General features: G+C 63.4%; 11 protein-coding genes and 1 tRNA gene. 5 read left to right on the top strand and 7 right to left on the bottom strand.

Going from position 1 to position 21,300, the window contains the following annotated elements:
- Positions 1-10: 10 nt before the first annotated feature.
- The 3 genes from MO486_RS02515 (at position 11) to asnB (ending at position 3,491) form a co-directional block, all read left to right on the top strand.
- On the top strand, positions 11-391 hold the full coding sequence (locus MO486_RS02515; RefSeq protein ID WP_242904294.1) for a Spx/MgsR family RNA polymerase-binding regulatory protein: 381 nt from the start codon (positions 11-13) through the stop codon (positions 389-391).
- Positions 388-1,515 carry a succinyl-diaminopimelate desuccinylase gene (dapE, locus tag MO486_RS02510; protein ID WP_242904292.1) on the top strand — a complete coding sequence of 376 codons (1,128 nt, stop codon included), beginning with the start codon at positions 388-390 and terminating at the stop codon, positions 1,513-1,515. The genes MO486_RS02515 and dapE overlap by 4 nt, the downstream gene beginning before the upstream one ends.
- Positions 1,516-1,802: 287 nt before the next feature.
- Complete coding sequence (gene asnB, locus MO486_RS02505) at positions 1,803-3,491, top strand: asparagine synthase B (RefSeq protein WP_242904290.1); 1,689 nt, start codon at positions 1,803-1,805, stop codon at positions 3,489-3,491.
- Positions 3,492-3,616: 125 nt separating this feature from the next.
- On the opposite strand, the gene MO486_RS02500 is transcribed toward asnB, so the two are convergent.
- Complete coding sequence (locus MO486_RS02500; RefSeq protein ID WP_242904288.1) at positions 3,617-6,019, bottom strand: penicillin acylase family protein; 2,403 nt, start codon at positions 6,017-6,019, stop codon at positions 3,617-3,619.
- A 270-nt stretch (positions 6,020-6,289) separates the two neighbouring features.
- On the opposite strand from MO486_RS02500, the gene MO486_RS02495 reads away from it, so the two are divergent.
- Positions 6,290-7,528, top strand: a complete 1,239-nt coding sequence (locus MO486_RS02495) for an MFS transporter (RefSeq protein WP_242904286.1) — start codon at positions 6,290-6,292, stop codon at positions 7,526-7,528.
- A gap of 70 nt (positions 7,529-7,598) precedes the next feature.
- Here the strand turns inward: MO486_RS02495 and parC are convergent, their stop codons facing one another.
- The 4 genes from parC to MO486_RS02475 all read right to left on the bottom strand — a co-directional run bounded on the left by parC (position 7,599) and on the right by MO486_RS02475 (position 15,152).
- Positions 7,599-9,842, bottom strand: coding sequence for a DNA topoisomerase IV subunit A (gene parC / locus MO486_RS02490; RefSeq protein ID WP_242904284.1), 2,244 nt, complete (start codon positions 9,840-9,842; stop codon positions 7,599-7,601).
- Between the two features lie 126 nt (positions 9,843-9,968).
- The gene (locus MO486_RS02485) at positions 9,969-11,948 is read right to left on the bottom strand and encodes a VCBS repeat-containing protein (RefSeq protein ID WP_242904282.1); all 1,980 of its coding nucleotides are present in this window, start codon (positions 11,946-11,948) and stop codon (positions 9,969-9,971) included.
- Between the two features lie 99 nt (positions 11,949-12,047).
- Positions 12,048-12,134 (bottom strand) — tRNA-Leu (locus MO486_RS02480).
- 249 nt (positions 12,135-12,383) lie between these two features.
- Positions 12,384-15,152 (bottom strand): TonB-dependent receptor, encoded by a 2,769-nt coding sequence (locus tag MO486_RS02475; RefSeq protein ID WP_242904280.1) that lies wholly within the window; start codon positions 15,150-15,152, stop codon positions 12,384-12,386.
- A 298-nt stretch (positions 15,153-15,450) separates the two neighbouring features.
- On the opposite strand from MO486_RS02475, the gene MO486_RS02470 reads away from it, so the two are divergent.
- On the top strand, positions 15,451-18,087 hold the full coding sequence (locus MO486_RS02470) for an alpha-amylase family glycosyl hydrolase (protein WP_242904278.1): 2,637 nt from the start codon (positions 15,451-15,453) through the stop codon (positions 18,085-18,087).
- A 105-nt stretch (positions 18,088-18,192) separates the two neighbouring features.
- Here the strand turns inward: MO486_RS02470 and MO486_RS02465 are convergent, their stop codons facing one another.
- A complete protein-coding gene (locus tag MO486_RS02465; RefSeq protein WP_242904276.1) occupies positions 18,193-19,197 on the bottom strand; it encodes an alpha/beta hydrolase-fold protein in 1,005 nt (334 codons plus the stop codon).
- 5 nt (positions 19,198-19,202) lie between these two features.
- Positions 19,203-21,245: a glycoside hydrolase family 97 protein gene (locus tag MO486_RS02460; protein WP_242904274.1), complete on the bottom strand. Its 2,043-nt coding sequence runs from the start codon at positions 21,243-21,245 to the stop codon at positions 19,203-19,205.
- Between the last annotated feature and the right edge of the window lie 55 nt (positions 21,246-21,300).

Genomic DNA, 21,300 nt, shown 5'->3' with positions numbered 1-21,300 from the left:
AGCTTGCGGCATGACCACGCTCTACGGATTGAACAACTGCGATACCTGCAAGAAAGCGCGCAAGTGGCTCGAACGCTTCGGCGTCGCCCACACTTTCGTCGACTACCGCGACCAGCGGCAATCGCCAGAGACGCTTGCCGGCTGGGCGAAGCAGGTGGGCGACTGGGACGCGCTGATCAACAAGTCATCGACCACCTGGCGCACGCTGCCCCCCAATCGCAAGGCGCCGGGTTCGGACGCCGAATGGAAGTTGCTGCTGAAGGAATATCCACAGCTGATTCGTCGCCCAGTAGTGGTCACGGACGACGGTGTGGTCACGCAAGGTTTCAGCGACAACAGCTTCAAGCTGCGCTTCGCCATACGCGCCCAGGACGAGCGGGGATCGAAATGAGCGACGTGCTTGTACTCACGCAGCAGTTGATTGCCCGCGCGTCGGTGACGCCCGACGACGCCGGTTGCCAGGAAATGATCGCGGAACGTTTGGAGCGCGCAGGTTTCCGTTGCGAGCATCTGCGCTTTGACGATGTCGATAACCTGTGGGCCACCCACGGCAGTGATGGTCCGGTGCTGGTGCTGCTCGGCCATACCGACGTGGTACCGCCCGGTCCGCGCGAGGCTTGGGCCAGCGAGCCATTCGCGCCGGAGATACGCAGCGGCAAGCTGTATGGACGTGGTGCGGCGGATATGAAGGGCAGTGTTGCCGCCTTTGTGGTCGCCCTTGAACAATTTGTTGCGTCACATCCGGAACATCACGGCACGATCGCCTTGCTGCTGACCTCGGATGAGGAGGGCGACGGGATCGATGGCGTGCGCCGGGTTGCCGAACTGTTCCGCGAGCGCGGCCAGCACATCGACTGGTGCATCACCGGCGAGCCGTCGTCGAAGGAAACGCTGGGTGACCTGTTGCGAATCGGTCGCCGCGGCACCTTGTCGGCGACGCTGACAGTCCAGGGCGTGCAAGGCCACGTCGCCTATCCCGAGAAAGCGCGCAATCCGATCCACCTGGCCATGCCGGCGCTGTCCGAACTCGCCGCTCGGCAATGGGACGACGGTTACGAATCGTTCCCACCGACCAGCCTGCAGATCAGCAACGTACACGCCGGCACCGGGGCCAACAATGTGATTCCGGGCGAACTGGAGGTCTTGTTCAACCTGCGCTACAACCCGAACTGGCGCCCTGAACAGCTCAAGCAGGAATGCGAAGCCGTGCTCCGTGCGCATGGGCTCGACTATGCAATCCATTGGCACCGCGGCGGCGAACCGTTCTATACGCCGGAAGGCCCACTGCGCGCCGCCGCGCGCGAGGTGTTGGCGCAGTTCGCCGGCAGTCCGCCGGAAGAAAGTACTGGCGGCGGTACATCGGATGCGCGCTTCATCGCCCCGCTGGGCGCGCATTGCATCGAGGTCGGCCCGGTCAACGCCAGCATCCACAAGGTCAACGAACATGTCGCCGTGGCCGATCTGGAAGCACTGCCGGGGCTGTACCTGGCCCTGATCGAACGGCTACTGGCCTGATCCGGCCGGGCAGTTCGTTGCAAATGAAAACAATGCTTGCAGAAGCACGAACCCTCCAGCACTATCGACCCATGTCCTTCACTCCCGCCCGCCGCCGCATCGCCAACGCCGCTATCAGCGGCCGTGGCCGCGCGTCCGTGGTCGTGAATAACAATCGCAATAACGCCAGCCTTCCGCAGGCCGGCGATTAGCGCGCAAGACAAACGCTCATCGCTCACCAAGGCCTGCACTGCGAAGTGCGGGCCTTTTTGTTTTCAGGGTTTTTTCATTCAATCGGAGTCCCCGTCATGTGTTCGATCCTCGGCATCTACGACCTGCGCCCCGGCGCCGACCTCACGCCGCTCAGGCCGCTGGCCTTGTCCTTGTCGGCGCGCCAGCGCCATCGCGGCCCCGACTGGTCCGGCGTGCATGCCGAGCCGCGCGCGCTGCTGGTGCATGAGCGCCTCGCCATCGTCGATCCCGCCGGCGGCGCGCAGCCGCTGCGCTCGTCCGATGGCGATCTGGTGCTGGCAGTGAATGGCGAGATCTACAACCACCGTGAACTCGAGCGCGAACTACAGCAGCCCTACGAGTTCCTGACCGGCTCGGATTGCGAAGTGATCAACGCGCTGTATCGCGAGCACGGCCCCGCCGGCGTGGCGAAACTCAACGGCATCTTCGCTTTCGCGTTGTGGGATGCCGCGAAGGGTCGCTACCTGATCGCGCGCGACCCCATTGGCGTCTGTCCGCTGTACTGGGGCCATGACGCGGATGGCCGGTTGTGGGTCGCATCGGAGATGAAGGCGCTGGTGCGCGTTTGCGACGACATCGCGCCGTTCCCACCGGGGCATTACTTCGACAGCGAGATCGGCGAACCGGTGCGCTATTACGAAAAACCTTGGCGCGATTACGCGGCGACACAGGGCGTCACCATCGCACCGGAACAGCTGCGTGACGCGCTCGAAAGCGCCGTGCACCGGCAACTGATGAGCGACGTACCCTATGGCGTCCTGTTATCGGGCGGACTCGATTCCTCGCTGGTCGCCGCCTGCGCCGCGCGCTTCGCCCGTCGCCGGGTGGAAGACGACGACCATTCCGAAGCCTGGTGGCCACGCCTGCACTCGTTCGCGATTGGGCTGCATGGTTCGCCCGATCTCGCCGCCGCGGAAATCGCTGCAAAAGCGCTCGGCACCGTGCACCACGGTTTCCACTACACCTTCGAGGAAGGCCTCGATGCATTGCCGGAGGTAATTCGCCACATCGAAACGTACGACGTGACGACGATCCGCGCATCGACGCCGATGTTCCTGCTGGCGCGGCGGATCAAGGCCATGGGCGTGAAGATGGTGTTGTCGGGCGAGGGCGCCGACGAGATCTTCGGTGGCTACCTGTACTTCCACAAGGCACCGAACGCGCGTGAGTTCCACGACGAGACCATCCGCAAGATCGATGCGCTGCACAGCTACGACTGCCTGCGCGCGAACAAGGCGATGATGGCTTGGGGCGTGGAGCCGCGTGTCCCGTTCCTCGACGTCGAATTCCTCGACGTGGCGATGGCGATGGACGCGCAGGCGAAGATGGCGGGTACTGCCCCTGATGGATCGCGTCGCATTGAAAAAGCGGTATTGCGCGAGGCGTTCGTCGGCTATCTGCCGGACTCGATCCTATGGCGACAGAAGGAGCAATTCAGCGATGGCGTCGGCTACGGGTGGATCGACGGGCTGAAGGCGCACGCCGAAGCGCACGTCAGCGACCACGATTTCGCCGCCGCGGCCGAACGCTTCCCGATCAACCCGCCGCAGACCAAGGAGGCGTACTACTACCGCCGCATCTTCGAACAGTTCTTCCCGGGCGATGCCTGCGCGCACACGGTGCCGGGCGGCAAGTCGATCGCGTGTTCGACGCCCGCGGCGATCGCGTGGGATGCGGCGTTTGCGAATGCGGCCGATCCTTCGGGGCGCGCGGTGGCGGGTGTGCACAACGCGGCGTTGGCGTGACCTGCTTTCCCTTCTTCCTCCGGGAGAAGGTGCCCGAAGGGCGGATGAGGGGCGGTAAAGCGAGGAGTTGGAGTTCCGTCGCTCCGTCGCCCCTCACCCCAACCCCTCTCCCGGTGGGAGAGGGGCTAAGGCGCAAGCGGCGTAATCCGCAATGTGTGTTCGGCCTTCCCTGGTAGAAACGGTGTCGGCCGACCATGCACCCAGTCGTCATGCCCTGCACCCCAGAACGGCGACAACGGATGCCCGCTCTGGCCGCCAGGCATATGGATGATGCCGTCGGCTTCGTGTCCAGGCGAAACCACCATGCGTTCGGACGCGCCCATGTCCGGCGCCTGCACGCGCGGCATGGCGACATCACCCGGCAGGGGCTCGAATGGCATGCACAACGCGCGTTTGGCGAATGCCGGCAATGCGCCGGCGAGTGGGTGACAGATGCGGGCGGTGTTCTGTTCACCCCAGGTGCGCTCGGAGAGCGGGCCTTTTTCTGCGAGTTCGCCGCGGACTTCGCGTGCGGCATCCTCGAACAGCGCATTCCACGAGTCGTAGTGACGCGATAGCAGATGCATGGGTCGCTGCGTTACCAGCGGCCATGCGACGCCTTCCAGTTGCGGCAACGCCGGCATCAGGAAGTCCTTGCCGAGCGCGACCTGCGCTGGTGCGGTGAGACCGTCGCCGATGCGCTTGTGCACGGCAAGCCGCCAGTTGCGCACGATGCGGTAACTAACCGAATCGATGCTGGCGCGGCCTTGCCAGGTCTCTGCTGCCGCGGCCAATTCGCTCAGTGCAGGTGTCTTCGCACGTACCGCCTCATCGCGTAGTAATTGCCACCATCGCGTCTGGAATAGTGTGCGATCGTCTAGCTGGATCGCGAGAAGATCGCGCTCGGTGAACTGCTGCTTCGCGAACAGGTCGTCGCGGATCTGCTTGGCGCGTGCGCCGAGGACGTAGCCGCCGTCGCCGATTTGCTTCAGCGCATCGCCGTCGACGACACGGCTGTTGGCGGTCCAGAATCGATGCGAAGGTAGATCGATCAGTTGCGGCGATGGGCCGGGTCCGAGTTTCCATGGCGTACAGAAGCGCCCATCGTCGTATGGTGTTCCAGAAGGCGCATGTTCGGGGCCGAATCTTTGAATGCCGGTTGCGACTATGCGATCACAGCCTGCGTCCCGTCGTGGAATTGCGCCAAGCAGTTTCCATGCGCTGCGGCCATCGCTGTCAGTGACGACGAGGTTCTGGGCAGGAATGCTGGCGAGGTCGGCGGTGTTGAGCGCCTGCGTGAGATCTTTCGCGTAGGCGAGATCGGAGACGACGAACTGCATGCTGCCCGGCAGATGGGCGGTCCAGCGTAGCGACAACGTGCTGCCGTCTGCTTCCTCATGGAGGACGGGCCCCCAAAGCGTTTCGCGAACCACCAGCTTGGCGGGAGCGTTGCCTGAAACCTTGATGTATTCGACATGCTCGCGGTTGCCGATGCAGTTCGTGAACGGGCGGCAGGGCGGCAATTTCGCCCAGTCGAGCCAATCGCCATAGCTGTTGGTAAAGCCCCAGGCCACATGACCGTTGCTGCCGACCACGATGGCCGGAATGCCGGACAACGTGAAACCGCCGACATTCACCATGCCGCCAGGTGCACGCGGATCCCGATAAAGCAACTGCGTACGGAACCAGATGTTCGGCGCGCGTAGCGTGAGGTGCATGTCGTTGGCAACGATGGTGCGACCATCCTTCGTCAACGCACCGGACACAGCGAAGTTGTTGCTACCGAGTTCGCGCGGCACGGGCAGATCCCCCGCATCGGCTCGCTTCGGCGCCGGCAGCTTGCGCAGATCGAGTTGGTCGGGCGTCGGCAACACCGCATCGCCACGCGGCGCTCCCATCAGCGGCGCATCCCAGCTGGTGCCGTCGTGGCTCAACAGCGTGAACAGCGCCGGCGGCACGACTTGCCTGATCTTCCACATCGCCAGCTCGCGCGCGTTGGTCGAATCCTGCAGGTCGAAGTACATCGCATAGCCGACCAGCGGCGAATCCGCGAGTTGCCACGGTTTGGGCTCGGTGCGCAGCAGCAGGTAAGGCCACGGCCGCACCTTCAGATCTGCAAGGCCTGCGTTGACGCCATCGACGTACGCTTTCAGCACCGGCAGTTTGTCGCCGGCAATGGCGCCGAGGTTCTGCATCACCCGGGCACGGAAGCGGTGCACGCGGTGTTCCTTGTCGGTATCGACGGCGATCGGGCCAAAAAGTTCGGCCAGCTCACCGGCGGCGGTGCGCCGCATCAGATCCATTTCGAAGAAGCGTTCCTGCGCGTGCACGTAGCCGAGGGCGCGCATCGCGTCGGTCTCGTTGGCCGCCTCGATGGTGACCACGCCGAGTTTGTCGCGTTGGATCGACACCGACGCCGACAGGCCGGATAGCGACAATTCGCCATCGAGTTGCGGAAGGCTGCCGCGCAATAGCCACCAGGCGGTGATGGCAGCCAGCACTAGCAGGACGAGCAACGCAAGAGCGAGACGCTTCAGCCACTTTGCCATCCGTTGGATCTCCAGCGTCCTCGTCATCGCCCGGCGAAGGCCGGGTGCCATTATTTGATTGGGGTCAGACCGCGGCCCAGTCACCTAAAGCAGCGTAACCCTGCTTTCGACCGTTGACCATAAGCGTACTGCACGCGTTATTCGCGGAACCAAAGGGCTCTCTTCAACGGCAGGTTTCGACCCTTGGCAATCAACACTAACAGCAACTTCTTACGCTACATTCCAGGCACTGCACTTCAATACAGGACCGATCAGTCACCCATGCCAGCCATGTCCGTCCGCCTGGGGCTTCGCGAAAACGCTGCACAGTTCTGGTTGCTGGTACTGGTCAATGCGTTCGTCGGCGCGATGGTTGGGCTGGAGCGCAGCATCTTGCCGGCCATCGCCGAGCAGGAATTCCTGCTCGCGGCACGATCGGCCGTCTTGTCGTTCATCGTGGCCTTCGGCATTGCCAAGGCGCTTACCAACTATTTCGCCGGCCGGCTCTCTGATCGCTTCGGTCGCAAGCACGTCCTGATCGCCGGCTGGATTGCGGCAGCACCAGTCCCCTTCGCGCTCATGTGGGCGCCGAGCTGGAACTGGATACTGGCGGCGAATGTTTTACTGGGCATCAGCCAAGGGCTTACGTGGTCGACCACGGTCATCATGAAGATCGACCTGGTCGGCCCCAAACAGCGTGGCTTGGCCATGGGGCTGAACGAGTTTGCTGGCTACTTCGCTGTCGCGGTGAGCGCATTGGCGACCGGATGGATCGCGGCACGCTACGGGCTTCGACCTGAGCCGTTCTACCTGGGTGCGGTCTACGTCGTTGCAGGCCTGGCTCTGTCCGTATTTGCGGTTCGCGAAACACGCCACTTCGTGGAGCACGAGGTGCGGACGCGCGATCTCGCCGATATAGGCGCATCCAAACTCACACAGGGAGAGATCTTCCGCCGGACCTCTTTCACGGATCGAAACCTCTCGAGCGTCAGCCAGGCCGGGCTGGTCAACAACCTCAACGACGGTATGGCCTGGGGCCTGTTTCCGCTTGTGTTTGCAGCGGCGGGTGCAAGCCTGAAGCAGATCGGCGTGTTGGCCGCCATCTATCCGGCGGTATGGGGTCTGGCACAGATCGGCACCGGGGCGCTCTCGGACCGGGTCGGACGCAAGTGGCTCATCGTCTGGGGAATGTGGATCCAGGCACTCGGGATAGTGATCACCGCGATGGCTGCATACATGACCGGCTTCATCGTCGGTGCCGTGCTGCTGGGATTGGGCACTGCCATGGTCTACCCGACGCTACTCGCTGCCATTGGCGATGTCGCCAATCCTGGCTGGCGGGCATCGGCCGTAGGCATCTACCGTCTATGGCGGGACCTGGGCTATGCCGTCGGTGCGCTGCTTGCCGGCATCGCAGCCGATGTGTTCGGACTGCACTTCGCGGTCTACCTTGTCGCTGGCGTGACGTTTGCCTCGGGTGTCTTTGCTGCGACGCGCATGACCGAGACGCTCGATACGGCCAGATCTTAACGTCGCAGGTTGTCGACGTCCGCTCTGGTCGATAACGACCAAAGCGGAGGCAATCGCCATTCAAGCGGCTTCATTCCACCGCGAGACCGTCGACCTTCTGCCAGCCTCGTGGCAGCAAGCCGCCGCGCGTGGCGCGACTGCCGACGTATTCGTCGAGATCCTTGAACGACAACGTCATCGTGCGTGCGCCGGACTTCACTGCCAGCGTGCCGCCCGGCGAGATCACCGCAATCGCCACCACGCGTTCGGTACCCAGCTTGGCCTTGGGAATGTCGATCAGCTTGTTGCCCTTGCCTTTGTCGAGTTCCGGCAATTCACTGACCGGGAAGGCGAGCAGATGGCCAGCGCTGGTGACGGCGACGACACGATCGGCCGCGGCATTGGCGACGATGGCTGGTTGCATGACTTTCGCACCGGGTGTCAGCGACAGCATCGCCTTGCCGGCCTTCTGTCGTCCGGTGAGGTTCTCGAAGCGGGTGACGAAGCCGTAACCGTGCGATGAGGCCAGCACGAAGCGCGTGTCGTTGTCGCCGGTGGCCAACGCCTGGAACGATGCGCCCGGTGCCGGCGAGAAGCGGCCGGTCAATGGTTCGCCGTTGCCACGCGCCGACGGCAGCGTGTGCGCGGCACTGGAATAACTGCGTCCCGTCGAATCGAGGAATGCCACCTGCTGCGTGCTGCGACCCTTGGCCGCGGCAAGCAGGCCGTCGCCTTCGCGATAGCTGAGTGTCGATGCATCGATGTCGTGGCCCTTGGCAGCGCGTATCCAGCCCTTTTCGCTGAGGACAATCGTCATCGGTTCGCTGGCGACCAGCTCGGTCTCGTCGAGGGCTTGCGCAGCCCCGCGCGCAACCAGGGGCGAACGCCGCGCGTCGCCGAATTTCTTCGCATCGGCCATCAGCTCATCCTTGATGAGCTTCTTGAGCTTGGCCTTGCTGCCGAGGATAGTGATCAGGCGGTCGCGCTCGCTGTCGAGTTCGTCCTGCTCGCCGCGGATCTTCATTTCCTCGAGTCGTGCCAACTGCTTCAGCTTGGTGTCGAGGATGTAGTCGGTCTGTTCCTCGCTGAGCTGGAAACGCGCGATCAACGCGGCTTTCGGCTCGTCTTCGGTGCGGATGATGCGGATCACTTCATCCAGGTTGAGGAACGCGACCAGCAAACCTTCCAACAGGTGCAGGCGGCGTTCGACCTTGTCGAGGCGGTGCTTGAGTCGCTTGGTGACAGTTTCGGTGCGGAATTCCAGCCATTCCGACAACAGCATCTTGAGGTTCTTGACCTGCGGCCGGCCGTCCATGCCGATCACATTCATGTTGATCCGGTAGCTCTTCTCGAGATCGGTGGTCGCGAACAAATGGCCCATCAGTTGTTCGGCGTCGACGCGGTTCGAGCGCGGGATCAGCACGATGCGGGTTGGATTGGCGTGATCGGATTCGTCGCGGATGTCTTCCAGCCACGGCAGTTTCTTTGCACGCATCTGGGTGGCGATCTGTTCGATCACCTTCGATGGCGACACCTGGTGCGGCAGCGCGGTGATGACGATGTTGGCGCCTTCTTTTTCGAAGGTGCCGCGCGCACGCACACTGCCCAACCCGGTCTCGTACATCGCCAACAGGTCGGCCGCCGGGGTGATGATCTCGGCGGTAGTCGGATAGTCCGGGCCGCGCACGTGCTCGCACAGGTCGCGCACGGTCGCATCGGGATCGTCGAGCAGGCGCAGGCAGGCGCTGACGATCTCGTTCAAGTTGTGCGGCGGCACGTCGGTGGCCATGCCGACCGCGATGCCGGTGGTGCCGTTGAGCAGCAGGTGCGGCAGGCGCGCGGGCATCCACGAAGGCTCTTCCAGCGTGCCGTCGAAATTCGGCACCCAGTCGACGGTGCCCTGTTCGAGCTCGCCGAGCAGCACTTCGGCGATCGGCGTGAGCTTCGATTCGGTATAACGCATCGCCGCGAACGATTTCGGATCGTCGGAGGAACCGAAGTTGCCTTGGCCCTCGATCAGCGGATAGCGGTACGAGAACGGCTGCGCCATCAGCACCAGCGCTTCGTAACAGGCGCTATCGCCGTGCGGATGATATTTACCGATGACATCGCCGACGGTGCGCGCGGATTTCTTCGGCTTGGCCCCGGCGTTGAGGCCGAGTTCGCTCATCGCATAGATGATGCGGCGTTGCACGGGCTTGAGCCCGTCGCCAAGGAAGGGCAGGGCACGGTCGAGCACCACGTACATCGAGTAGTCGAGATAAGCGCGCTCGGCGTACTCGCGCAGCGGGATCTGCTCGAAGCCGTGGAAGACGGGGCGGACGGGGTCGGTCATCTAGGTGCTGCTATGCAAACTGGACGCATGATTCTAGCGGCGGTATCGGGTGCGGCCAGCTGTCCCGATAAAAAAACCCGCCTCGCGGCGGGTTTTTCTACTCGATGAAGATACTTGGCATCCGAATCAGGGCACGATCTTCCATGCCAGGTTGGTCACACCGGTGACGGGTTGCTGGGTAGCGTTATTGGCAGCCTTCCAGATGACATTGGCGCCCGTGCTGGTGTTGCGCCACAGGATGTCGGACTTGCCGTCGCCGTCGTAGTCGCCGGTACCCACTACTTTCCAGGCCAGGTTCGTCACGCCTGTCACCGATTGTTGGGTGGTGGAGTTTGCCGACCGCCAGATCACGTTTGCCCCGGTCTTGCCGTTGCGCCAGAAGATGTCGGACTTGCCATCGCCGTTGAAGTCGCCGACGCCGGCGATCTTCCAGTCGAGGTTGACGACGGTGGCGACATTGATCGGCGTAGACAATGCCGAGTACTGCCAGGTTCGGTTTTCACCGGTAGAGCTGTTGCGCCAGAGGATGTCGGACTTGCCGTCACCATTGAAATCGGCGATGCCGGCCACTTGCCAGGCTTGGCCCGTGATCGAGCCAATGCCTCTCGGTGTAGCCGAGTCGGCTGATTTCCAGATTACGTTGTTGCCGGTGCTCGTATCGCGCCAGAGGATGTCGGAATAGCCGTCGCCGTCGAAGTCGCCCACGCCGGCGACTGCGTACACCTGATTCAGCGGCGCGACCGTCTGCGGGATGGCCGAGTTAGCCGATCGCCAGATGTCATTGGCGCCGGTGGCGGTGTTGCGCCAAAGGAGATCTGACTCGCCGTCGCGGTTGAAATCACCGATGCCCGCAGCAATCCAGGCGTTATCAGCAATCCCCGAAATCTGTTGCTGTGTCGCATTGCTTGCAGATCGCCAGATCACGTTGGCGCCAGTGCTGCCGTTACGCCAAAGCAGGTCGGACTTGCGGTCAAGGTTGAGATCCCCAACCGCCGCGCGGTTCGAACATCCTCGGAACAGCGTCAATTCTCCGAGGACGGCTGCGGCATCCGGGCAGCCATCATGGTTGACGTCGCCGACTGCAAGGCCTTGGCTGTTGCTGGGGCCGCTTGTCGCATACGGAGTCTGGCTCAGTACTTCTGTCCCCCAGCCGCCAGCTGTCTGAAGGTAATATCCGAACGAACCGTTGTGTGTCGCCAGCAAGTCCTGACGGCCGTTACGGTCGAGATCCACGGTCGCCAGCGCCCCGGTGTTCGAAGCGCTGGCGATCTGTTCAGGAGTCGCCCACTGGCCACTTGCCGTCTGGTAGTGCATCCAGAGCTGGGAGTACGGCGTGGCCGTTGCGATGTCATTGCGGCCATCATGGTTGAAGTCACCGATCGCAACGGTGCGGATCCAAGCAGCGGGCGCTGGAATAACACGGACGGGGCCAAAGCCGTTCGTTCCGTTATGTGGAAAGATAAAGAAGTTCGGTGAACTGTTTGGGGAAGCCAGGACGAGGTCAGGGAGATTGTCACCAGTGACATCGCCGATTTTCAGGTCGCTGTCTGAACTTGCATATGTTTGCAGCGTAGCGGTCGACCTGATTCCACCCTGGCCATCGCCATAGAATAGTGTTGCATCCCAGGACTGCCCCACGATATCGATGTTGCCATCGAGATCGATATCCAACGCGCCGAGGTCGTCGCAGCTGCAATTGGCGATTATCGGTCGACTCACAAAGCCACCTGCGCCATTCGCGATCAGCAACGTGATGCCGTTGTAGTGTCCCACCGCGATATCTAGGACATGGTCCTTGTTCAGGTCCGCGAGTGTTATCGCAGGCGTAGCGACGGTTTGCGACAGGGCGAAACTGATTGGAGGCTTGAGACCGCCGTTGGGGTGCTGCGCGTAGATGAAGACCTTGTTGTCATTCGGGCCAGCTGGATTGGAGTTCATTCCGGTCGCAACGATGACATCGCCGCGCCCGTCCCCAGTGACATCCCCGATAGCGACGGCGTTGGTCGTGGTACCGGCGATCGGATAGGACGCATATTGTTCGAAGCGGAAGCTTCCTGCCCAGGCGCTTCCGGTAAAGGAAACCGCAATCGTGGCTGCAAAAAGCATTCTTCGCACCGCGCGTCCCCTGAGCTTCCCGGCGCGATGATAGCCCTGAAGCGAGGGCCAAAAACGAAAAACCCCCGCAAGCGGGGGCTTTCTCTGACCTGGTGCCCGGGAGAGGACTCGAACCTCCACGAAGTTGCCCCCGCTAGCACCTGAAGCTAGTGCGTCTACCAATTCCGCCACCCGGGCAGGGTGCAGGGCGCGTATGTTGCAGTGCCGCGCAGGCGATGTCAACGCATACCAGCTCACAAGTACGCCGCCCGCGGCGCAAGACACCCGGTGCGGCCCCTCGCGTGCTGCTCGCTAACTCGCAGGGACTCAGGAAGATGCCGCGTCGCTGCGACGGCGGCCCCCCGTGAATACTGGCTGACGACAAAAAAGAACCCTTGCCGGCGGGTACCGGCAAGGGTCGGGGGTGCTGCATTTTGGTGTTTCTTCTTAGAACTTATAGCTGACACCGAGCATGTAGGTGCGGCCCCACTCGATGTTCTCGAGGGGACGGTCCTTGGTGGTGGCGTAGGTGCGGTAGCCAGAATTCGTCAGGTTGCTGGCCTGGAGGAGCATGGTCACGCCCTTCATCCAGTTGCCTTCGCCGAACGAGTAGCTGATCTGCGCATCGGTGATGTCCTCGCCCTCAACGTAACGGAGTGTGCGGTTGCCGGCGAAGTTGCCGATCTCACCGATGAAGTCCGAACGCCAGCGCTGGTTGATGCGCGCTTCGAAGCCGCCGCGTGAGTAATACGCGGTGAGGTTGTACACCTCGTCCGACAGACCCGGCAGCGAGATGTTGTCGCTGCCCACGCTCGACGAACTCTCGGGATCCTTGATCTCGATGTTGCTGTCGAAGAAGCTGGCGCTGGCCACGATGCCGAAGCCTTCCAGCGGTTGCCAGAACAGCTCCAACGGCAGCGACGCGGTCAGTTCCAGGCCCTGCAGCTTGCCGCCCTGGCCGTTGTACGGCGCGGTGAACTGGCCGATGTTGGTGGTGACGAGTGCCTGCTGGGCGGGAGGCATCTGCGCGATGAACTGCGAGAAGTCGAATGTGCGCGACTGCGTATAGATGTAGCTGCGCAGATCCTTGTAGAACGCCGCCGCCGACACGTAGCCCTTGGTGCCGTTGAAGTACTTCTCGTACGACACGTCGAAGGCGTTGGCGATCCACGGATCGAGCAGCGGGTTGCCGCCAGAACCGCCGGGCGTGCCGGGGTTTGGGCCGCCCGTGGAGATGCCGAACTCGAACGAGGCACGCAGCTGGTCCAGGCGCGCGCGCGCGATCTGTCGGGCCGCCGCAAAGCGCAGCGTCTGGTCGTGCGGCAAGGAGAACGCAAGGTTCAGGCTCGGCAGCCAGTCGGTGTAGGTCTTGCCGTTCTCGTACGGACGCACGTTCTGGCCGGCGGCCTGCGAGGAATCCCAGTAGTTGGAGCTCGACGACTGGTCGGTGTGCTGGACCTGCACGCCGATGTTGCCGCGCACCGGGATCGAACCCCACGTGGTGTCGATGTTCCCGCGGAGCCAGCCGGTGGTGATGCCCTCGTATACCGTCCAGGCCTTCGAAACGAGGTAAGAAGCATCCTCGTTCGGCGCGAAGGTCATGTAGCGCCCGACCGCGCCCGGCACGTTCCAGGACGGGATGAAGCCGACGCCCGCGAAGGTCAGGTCGACCAGGCCGTATTGCAGGTCCGGCGCGATCGTCGTGACGCCCTGCGCGCCGAGGTTGATGCTGCCTTCCGGCTGGTGCTTGGTCTTCTCGCGGTCGCCGTAGTGCGCGCCGATGTCGAAGTCGGAGAAGAACCCGTCGATCGCGTCCGGGGCGGGCAGGTTGGCGTTGACCTTGAAGCCGATCAGCTCGTCCACGACGTTCGGCGTCTTGCCATAGCCCGAACCGTAGATCGTGTTGGCCAGGAACAGCGCGCCCGGGTCCGAGTAATCGCGGCCTGGATCGATCGTCGCGAAGCCCGATTCCGGGAAGTTCAGTTGCAGCGTGTCGTACTGTGGATTCGGCAGCAGCTGCAGGTTGTTTTCGAGGTTGAGCTCGTCGCGGTGGGACTTCGACCAGCTCAGATCGGCCGTGACTTTCGCATGGCCGATCTTGATCTCGTTGTTCCAACCCACCGCGTCGATGCTGTCCTCGCGCTTGTTGTACATGCCGCGGACGAGCGGATAGGCGTTGGTCAGCGTGCCCCCGGTCAGGGTGCCGTTGCCGTTGACGGTCGGCGTCCAGACCTGCGTGACGGGGTTGCCGTTGTAGTTGAAGTTCGCTTCGAACTGGTTGGCGGTGTCTTCCTGCACGGCCGAGGTGTGGAAGATGTCCAGCGTGCTGGTCCACTCGGCGATCGGCCTGAATTCCACGGTCGCCATCGCGGCGTTGCGGCGGATGTAGCCAGTGCGGCGCAGAGCTTTCCCGCCGTCGGTGACGTACGTGCCTGCGGGCACGCCGGCGCGCGGCTGTACCTGCCAAGGCTCGTACAGGCCGGTCTGCTCTTCCTGGATCGGGATGTCCGAGTGCGAGAAGCCGATCGCCAGCCCCAGCGTTCCGCCCGCGAACTGGTCGATATAGCTGGCATTGATGCGTTTGCCATCGCCGTCTGCGTTCGCCGCCGAACCGAGCGAGTTCTCCTGGTAGCGCGCGCTGATGGCGAACACAGGCTTGTCGAAGTCGAGCGGGCGCACGGTGCGCATGTCGAGCGTGCCCGACAGGCCCTGGCCCACTAGCGCGGCGTCCGGCGTCTTGTAAACGGTCACGCCGCTCATCAGCTCGGATGGGTACTGGTCGAACTCGACGCTGCGGTTGTCGCCCGTACTGACCATCTCGCGGCCGTTGAGCAGTGTGGTCGAGAAGTCCGGCGACAGGCCGCGAACGCTGATCACCTGGGCGCGGCCGCCGACGCGCTGCGCGGCCAAGCCGGGCAGGCGCGAGATGGATTCGGCGATGCTGATGTCGGGAAGTTTGCCGATGTCCTCCGCCGAGATCGACTCCACGATGGACGTAGACTCTTTCTTGGTCTCGATCGCGTTCTCGATGCCGAGGCGGATGCCGGTCACCGTGACCGTGTCCAAACTGACCTTGGGTTCTTCGGCCTCGTTCTTGGCGGCATCGGTCTGATCCTGCTGCGGCGCCGGATCGGTGGACTGCGCGTGTACGCCTGTCGCGATAAGCATCGTCGCAGAAGCTAGCGCCACGCTGAGCAAATTGCGTTTCAGTTGCATCTCCCCTCCACTCCTCAAAGTTCTGTTTCGTCAGCCGCGCCGTTTATGTCGTCGATCGGCGCTCCAGCCCCCGTGCGCCCGATGCTTACCCATGCCCCGTGGCGTAGGTGGATGGTATTCGCAGCCATCCCCGCACAAATTTTCTTGCATACGTATTCATTGCATCGCGACGAAGCAGGGGGGCAACCGCCGTCACGCAACCATGGAATAGTGGGCCGCCCCCCACGCGCGTTCGCGCGATCGCTGATGGGAAAGGCCTCCAGATCTGAATGGCGGTTGCGAAAGTCGAGGTGGATCGATGCATCCGAGGGGATTGGGGTCGTTGTGCCTGGCATTGGCGGCGGCAGTGCTGGCAGGGGGTGTTCCCCCGACGCTACGAGCGGCGCAACCCGCCGCGGCTCCGTTGCTGCATGTGCCGTCGCCAGATTGGCGCGACCAGGTCATTTACTTCGTGATGACCGATCGGTTCGACGATGGTGATCCCGCCAACAACGACCAGGGCGCCAGCGAGTTCGATCCAGCCAGCAATGCGAAGTACAGCGGTGGCGATCTGGTGGGCATCGAGCGCCACCTGGATTACATCCGCGGCCTCGGCGCCACGGCAATCTGGATTACGCCGCCCGTGGCGCACCAGTGGTGGAACGTGCGGGCGCAGTACGGCGGCTACCACGGCTACTGGGGCGAGGATTTTTCCGCGGTCGATCCGCACTACGGCACGCTCGCGGACTACAAGCGCCTGTCCGGCAGCATCCACGCAGCAGGGATGTATCTGGTGCAGGACATCGTGGTGAACCACGTTGCGAATTTCATCGCCTATGACGGCCAGTGGAGTGCCGCGGATCCGGCTGCGAACTTCCGGTTGATTCCCGATGCGAACGGCCGCACCGCGCCGACGCAATGGCCATTCACGCTGAATGATGTGCGCAATCCAGAACATCGCAAGACTGGCGTCTATCACTGGACGCCGGACATCACCGACTTCACGAACCCGGTCCAGGAGCGCACTTATCAACTTGCGGGTCTCGACGATCTGAATACGGAAAACCCGGTGGTGCGCGATGTGCTGCGGGAATCCTATGGGTACTGGATCCGCGAAGTCGGCGTCGACGCTTTCCGCGTGGACACCGCATTCTACGTACCATCGGAGTACTTCACCGATTTCCTGCATTCGAACGATGCGAAACACCCGGGCATCCTCCAGGTAGCGGAGAACACCGGGCGCAAGGCCTTCCATGTCTTCGGCGAAGGTTTCGGCATCGACAAACCCTACGACGATGCGCAAGCCAGGAAGATCGATGACTACATGCGCGGCCGCGGCGGTGAAGCACTGCTGCCGGGCATGCTCAATTTCCCGCTGTACGGCACGGCGGTTGATGTCTTTGCACGCGGCAGACCGACGGCCGAACTCGCGCATCGCATCCGCAGCATGATGGCGGTGCATGCGCAGCCGCACCTGATGCCGAGCTTCATCGATAACCACGACGTCGATCGCTTCCTGGCCAGCGGCAACGTCGCCGGGCTGAAGCAAGGGTTGTTGCTGCTGATGACGCTGCCGGGGATTCCGGTCGTCTACTACGGCACGGAGCAAGGTTTCACCGAACAGCGCGGCGCGATGTTCAAGGACGGCTACGGCGCTGCCGGACGCGATCATTTCGATACGGACGCGCCGCTTTACCAGTTCATCAAGCGCGCCATCGCACTGCGTCGTGCCCATCTGCTGTTTTCGCGGGGAACGCCGACCATCCTGCGCGACAACGCCGCCAGTGCCGGCGTGCTGGCGTATCGGATGCGGACACAGGTGCATGGCCGCGACGAGTCCGCACTCGTGGTCTTCAACACCTCGGATCACGCTGCGTTGCTCGACAACCTCGACACCGGACTCGCGGCGGGCACGAAGTTGCAGGGTCTGTTCGCGATCGACGGCGTGCCGGAAGATCTCGTCGCGGGCGCCGATGGCCTGGTCAGCCTGCGACTACCCGCACGCAGCGGCATGGTGTGGAAGCCCACGTCGAAGACCGCAGCGATTCCGGCGCGATCCGCATCGCTCGCCATCGAACCGCTGACGGCGGCGCGCGTCGGCGGCGACTTCCGCGTGCGGGGCAACGCGAAGGACACATTCGAATTCCTGCTGGTCGTCGATGGAAATCTCGACGCAGCACAGCGCGTCCGGCCCGACGCCGACGACCGCTGGGAAGCCACGGTGGATACAGGGGCGATGGCCGATGCCGTGGTCGAACACAACCTGGTCGCGTGGGATGAATCCTCGGGAGTCGCCTCGGCGCGATGCAGCTTCCGTGTCGAACGCGACTGGAAGGTGCTCGCGGAAATCGACGACCCCGCAGGCGACGACGCGGGCCCGGATGGACGTTATCGCTATCCCAGCGATGCGGGTTGGGGTGCGAACCGGCAGGCCGACATCCGTGGCGTGCGCGTGTCCGGGGCAGGCGGTGCGTTGAAGATCGACCTGCGAATGCATGAGGTCACTGCATCGTGGAATCCGTCCAACGGCTTCGACCATGTCGCATTCACGATCTTCGTGCAGGTGCCCGGCCAGGCGGACGGTGCGACGGTGATGCCGCTGCAGAATGCGACGCTGCCCCACGACATGCGCTGGCATTACCGGTTGCGCGCACATGGCTGGTCAAACGCGTTGTTCTCGGCGAACGGTGCATCCGCGACGAATGAAGGCACGGCGACAATGCCCGCCGCCACGATCGCAGCCGATCGCGATAACGACGTGGTCAGCTTCCTCCTGTCCGGCGCATCGCTCGGCAACCCGAAGTCGTTGGCTGGCGCGAAGGTGTATGTCACGACCTGGGATTACGACGGCGGCTACCGCCCGCTCGTGCCGACGGCGCAGTCGCATGGTTTCGGCGGCGGTGACGGCAACGTCGACCCATTGGTGATGGATGCCGCCGTCATCGCTTTGCCCTGATCGACCACCACGCTGCCCCGGTCCTGGGGCTGCCGCTGTTCGTCGTGTCTGCGGTGCGCGAAACCAAGGACACGGAACTGGAAGGACAGTCGCCTGTCGTTGCAACTAGCGTTTGGAATACGCCCACGTGAAGAACGTGGGCAGCATGCGTGCCCAGCTGACCTGGTTGTGTCCGCCGCCTTGCAGCGACAGCAGCACCGCATCGTCGGTGCTGGCGTGCTGGCCGTAATCGAGGTTGACCGAGTAACCGAGTTGGCGCAGGCCCTGGGCATGCAAGGTGCCGCCGTTGTGCCAGCCATCCATCAGGTCGCGGGTGTCGTCTAGCGCGTCGTTGATACCGTCGCCATCGCGGTCGTCGGTTTCTTCGGTCGTTCCGACGGCAAAGAACAGCTTGAGGTCCGCGCGCACGTGACTGCCGTCGACCATGCGCTGCGCCAGGCGGCTCCGCTGCACCGCGTCCGCGTCGTTGCGGTCCGCGGACAGCCAGAACGAAGGCGAGAACGCGCCGACGTGTCCGAACAGTTCCGGGTATTGCCACGCGAGATTGAAAGCGTTCGCGGCACCTAGCGACCAGCCGAGCACGGCGCGCGCATCGGGTGAGCGGCGCGTGCGGTAGCGCGCATCGATCGCCGGCACCAGCGCCTTCGCGACCCATTCCGAATATGCGTGCGCGTGAGTGCCTACGGCTCCGTAGCGGGTCCCCGCCACCAGACTGCGTGCATTGGGGCGATCGGAGAAGCCATAGGCGCCCATCCGATCCGGTGGCATGTCGATCGCGACCACAATGACAGGCTGGATGGCCTTGCCCGCATACAGCCGTTCCAGCGTGGCCTGCAGGCCGACGGCCTCCATGTCCTGGCCGTCGTTGATGTAGAGAGTCGGATAACGTCGCGTAGCGACGGCATAACCCGGCGGCAGCCAGATCCGGACACGGATCGGCTGCGGCGAAACGGTGGGAGCCTCCAGCATCGATGTTTCGACGGTGATTGCGTCGATCACCGGATTCGCTGCATGTGGCGACCGGTCCATGCCCGGCGGCACGCAGGCGGAAAGAAGCGCCGATACAGCCACCAGCAACCCGACTGTACGTTTCGGTCCAGAATGCGACACGCGGTTCATTGCGCCTTGGGCGTGAACCGGATCGCCGCGCCACCGCCCGAGGCCAGTTTCAGCGTCAGCGTGTCGCCGCGCGAGACTTCGCGGGTCTCGCGCGCGAACGCGAAGGGATTCGTCTTCCAGTCCGCGCCGTCGCCATCGCGGTAGATCTGCGCGACGTAGATGCGCTTCGCATCGAGGAAGTCCAGCGGTATCGCCAGCGTGCGCGCGTTCTCGTCAGTCACGCTGCCCAGGAACCAGTCCTCGCTGTTGCGGTCCTTGCGCACGATGGTCGCGTAGTCGCCGACCTCGCCATTGAGCACGCGCGTGTCCTGCCAGTCGGTGGGCACGTCGCGGATGAACTGGAACGCATCCATGTGCTGCTCGTAGTGTTCCGGCAGATCCGCGGCCATGTGGATCGGGCTGTACAGCACCACGTAGTCGGCAAGCTGGCGCGCGACCGTGTTCTGGATCGCCTGGCCACCGCGGCCCTTCAGGCTCACCACGCCGGGCGTGAAGTCCATCGGCCCGGCGAGCATGCGGGTGAAGATCAGATTGGGTTCGTGCTCCGGCGGATTGGGCGGATTGCCCCAGGCGTTGAACTCCTGACCGCGCGCGCCTTCGCGCGAAATCCAGTTGGGGTACGTGCGACGCAGGCCGGTGTCCTTGATCGGCTCATGCGCATTGATGGCGACGTGGTGTTTCGCCGCCGCCTCCAGCACGCGCAGGTGGTGGTTGCTCATGAACTGGCCTTCGTGCCATTCGCGCAGCACCGGGCCGTTCGGTTTGTCCTGCCGCTCGATCTGGCCGGCATCACAGACGTAGCCAGTCTTCACCGCATCGATGCCCAGGCGTTGGAACAGGGCGAACGCCTCGCTCATCTGCCGTTCGTAGTGACTGATCGCGCACGCGGTCTCGTGGTGGCCGATCAGGTGCACGCCCTTGGACTTCGCGTAGGCGGCCAACTCCTCCAGGTCGTAATCCGGCGTGGGCTTGCTGAAGTCGAAGTTCCAGCCGTTGGCGAACCAGTCGCCATCCCAGCCCACGTTCCAGCCTTCCACCAGCACGCCGCGGAAACCGTACTTCGCGGCGAAATCGATGTAGCGCTTGGTGTTCTCCGTGGTTGCTCCGTGCTTTGGCCCGGTGCCCCAGATCTGTGTGTCGAGGTGCAGCGACCACCACACGCCGACGTACTTGGACGGCTTGAACCAGCTCACGTCGCCGAGCTTGTTGGGTTCGTTGAGGTTGAGGATCAGGTTGGATTCGACCAGGCCGCCGGCGCGTTCGGCGATCTGGATCGTGCGCCAGGGCGTGGTGAAGGGCGTGCGCCGCACCACTTTGGCCGGGCTGCCGGGCGTCAGCGTTGCACGCAGGCGACCGTCGCCGCCCTTGGCCAGGTTCATGCCCGCGTAGTCGACCAGTGCGGCTTCATGGATGGAGAGATGCGTGCCATTCGCCGTGCGCAGCGTGATCGGGGTCTGTGCCATGCCGACTTCGGCCAACGGCGTGCGGTTGTAGAGGTATTCCTCGCGATTCCATTCGAAGGCCGGGATCCACCACGCGGTCGCCGGCTGCGCGATTGCGAACTCGGTGAGTTCTTCCTCGATCTGGACTTTGTCGAGCTTCGGCTGTTTGGGCAGTTCGTAGCGGAAGCCGATGCCGTCATCGAACACGCGGAACACGACGTCAACACGGCGGTGGTCGCGATCGCCCTCGACAAAGCTCGCCCGGAGTTCGTTGTAGTGATTGCGGACGAAGCGGCGCTCGCCCCAGGGTTGCTCCCAGGTTTCGTCGAAACTGCGTGCCGCCTGTTTCTCCAGCTTCAGGCCGCGCAGCAACTGGCGGTCATTGCGCAGGATGAAGCCGAGCCGGGAATCGTCGATCAGCGGCTGGCCTTTGCGTGCCACCCGATAGGCCAGCCGGCCTTCGCCATTGAGGTCCAGTTCCACTTTCAGCGTGCCATCGGGCGAAGACACCTCGGCGACGGTCTCGGCATGCGCGGGGGCAGCCTGCGCAAGAACAGCAAACGCCAGGAGCAGGAGAGCAGCGAACGAAAAACGCATCTCGGAATCCTTCAGCAATGATGTGAACCGGATTGCGCGTAGCAAGCGCAGCATC

Source organism: Lysobacter sp. CFH 32150 (assembly GCF_022758295.1).
In the GTDB taxonomy this organism is placed as follows: Bacteria; Pseudomonadota; Gammaproteobacteria; order Xanthomonadales; family Xanthomonadaceae; genus CFH-32150.
Note: the sequence above shows the minus strand (reverse complement) of the source record. Positions and strands in the feature narration are given on the sequence as shown.